The organism is Streptomyces jeddahensis, assembly GCF_001642995.1.
Lineage (GTDB): Bacteria > Actinomycetota > Actinomycetes > Streptomycetales > Streptomycetaceae > Streptomyces > Streptomyces jeddahensis.
In genome coordinates, this window is the sequence record NZ_LOHS01000160.1 from 1 (window position 1) to 2,116 (window position 2,116).

Annotated in this window: 3 protein-coding genes; 1 reads left to right on the forward strand and 2 read right to left on the reverse strand. The window is 68.5% G+C overall.

The genetic code is table 11. From position 1 onward, the window contains the following. The first annotated feature begins 179 nt into the window (after positions 1 to 179). Entirely contained in the window at positions 180 to 548 is a 369-nt protein-coding gene (locus STSP_RS32535; protein WP_067284622.1) for a VOC family protein, read from the forward strand. A gap of 47 nt (positions 549 to 595) precedes the next feature. On the opposite strand, the gene STSP_RS32540 is transcribed toward STSP_RS32535, so the two are convergent. Further along, positions 596 to 1,435, reverse strand: a complete 840-nt coding sequence (locus tag STSP_RS32540; RefSeq protein WP_067284623.1) for a transposase family protein — start codon at positions 1,433 to 1,435, stop codon at positions 596 to 598. A 58-nt stretch (positions 1,436 to 1,493) separates the two neighbouring features. Then, a complete protein-coding gene (locus STSP_RS32545; protein WP_198547479.1) occupies positions 1,494 to 1,949 on the reverse strand; it encodes a hypothetical protein in 456 nt (151 codons plus the stop codon). Between the last annotated feature and the right edge of the window lie 167 nt (positions 1,950 to 2,116).

A 2,116-nucleotide genomic window follows, 5' to 3' on the forward strand; every position in this document is an offset into this window, starting at 1 on the left:
CAGTGAAGCTCCGCCATCTTGAAGTGGCTGGTCAGCGGGGTGGCGTGACCTCGTTTCGGGGTGCTCGTGCTGGTCGTGCGCGGCAGTCTGTGTTGTAGATCGTCCGGCGGGGTGTGCCGATGAGTTCACCGTCCTCCAACGGTCTACCCAGCGACACGATCGTTCTCGATGGGAGTGCCATGTCCACCATCCAGCCAGTGATCCTGACTGCCGACCAGGACGTTCTGCTCGGCTTCTATACGAAACTGTTCGGCGCTGAGGAGATCTTCCGGGTGCCGGCGGAAGGCCCGGCCTTCTACCTCGGCTTGCGCATCGGTGACACCGACCTCGGGCTGGTTGCCAAGGCGAACCCGGGGAACCGGGAGGCGCCGCGGATCCTGCTCAGCATCGGTGTCGACGACGTCGACGAGACGCTCGGCCGGGTGGAGGCGCTGGGCGGCTCGGTCAGCAGCGGCCCCAACGACATGCCGTGGGGACAGCGCGTCGCCCACATCCAGGACCCCGACGGCAACCCGGTGAACCTCACTCAGCCGATCCCGGCCCGGTGACGATGTTCCGCGGTGCTTGACTGGTCGTGGGCTACTTGCGGTAGAGATCAATTGTCGGTAGTGGCCTCGATGTTCGTCAGGACGAGCAGCGCGCGAAACAGGTGGGTGGCACGGGCAGGGTCAGTACGGAGCTTGGTGAGGATCCGCCAGTTCTTCAGGTGGGCAAAGCCGCGTTCGACGGGGACACGTCCGGCGGCCAGGACCCGGTTGGCCTCCTTCTCGGCGGGTGCGAGCCTGCGGGCGCGGGTGGCCTTGAAACCGGTGACGACCACGGGATCGTCCCCGTCGTCGGCCAGGCCGATAAAGCCCAGGTCGGCCAGGGCACCGAGGCCGGCAGCACGCAAATGGGCCAGGATGCGGTCGCGGCGGGCGGCGGTGATGTCGTGGGTGCGGCCGGGCCGAGCGGCCGATATCCACACCAGACGGCCCCGCTCGTCGGTCAGCGCGATCACGTGCAGGCCGTGGCGGCGATGCTTGCCGGAGTAGTTCGGGCGGTTCGCCTTGCCGGTACGGCGCTGGGTGGGGATGAGGGTGCCGTCGATCAGGACGACCTCGCCGCCCCGCCGGGCGATCTTCTTCAGGGCGCGGTCCAGACGCGGGGCCTTCGCGGCCAGCAGGTGGATCAACTCGTCGCGCCAGCGCCGGATGGTGGTGGCGGAGATGTCGTTGCCGCCGGCCATGTCGGCCAGGCGCTGATCGTGCCGCAGCACGGCCAGGACGATCACCGCGATCCTCCCGGGCGGCAACGCCCGCCACCTCGACCGTATCGCTTTGAGATGGCGGCGCAGCAGGTCGGAGAGGTAGGTCAGGGTGTGCGTGGACAGCGGCAGGCGGCACTGGTAGACCAGGGACACGGTGTCCCCTGCGTGCTCTTTGGTTTTCGTCACACAATTCCAACAGCCGCCGGGGGCACCTTGGTTATGCCCCGATCGCCGTGCGGAACGGTCACGCGCGGGTGGTGAACTTCCCGTCGGGTCGTTTGTGCAGCCAGCCGCGGTCGGCCAGTTTCGTGAGCTTCCCGCGCAACGGCTCCAGCTTGCCCCTCACCCCGGTGTCCAAGCCCAGCACCTCGCCGATCTGCCGGGTGGAGACCGGGCCGGCGGCCTGCCGCACCGCGGTCAGGATGCGCTGGTACTCCGCCGGCAGTGCGGACTCAACCACCCCCGGCGCACGGTCCGGGACCAGCCGCACCGCCCGACCCGCCACCTGGACCACCGGCGACCCGGCCTCCGTACGCTCGTTGGCGAGCTGCTCGCTCATCCGCTGCCACACCCGCTCGGCCACGGCCAGCTCATCGCGCTCAGCTCGTACCTCCGACAGCTGCTTGACCAGCTGCTCTTCGAGTCCGTCCAGCTCCGCACGCCGCGCGGCGATCCGCTCCAACACCTCGGGATCCATCATGGACCGGAGCGTAGGAGGGGCACCCGCGACGACGCATGGGAATCCACAAACCCACTCCCGCCAGACGATCTACACCCCAGGCTGCCGCCCACGACCAGCACGAGCACCCCGAAACGACATCGCACCAGCCCCCTGACCAGCCACTTCAAGATGGCGCAGCTTCAGTG

Bases quoted from the DNA above. Each gene is read 5' to 3' on its own strand.
- STSP_RS32535 (WP_067284622.1), top strand. From the start codon at position 180: ATGTCCACCATCCAGCCAGTGATCCTGACTGCCGACCAGGACGTTCTG.
- STSP_RS32545 (WP_198547479.1), bottom strand. From the start codon at position 1,949: ATGATGGATCCCGAGGTGTTGGAGCGGATCGCCGCGCGGCGTGCGGAG.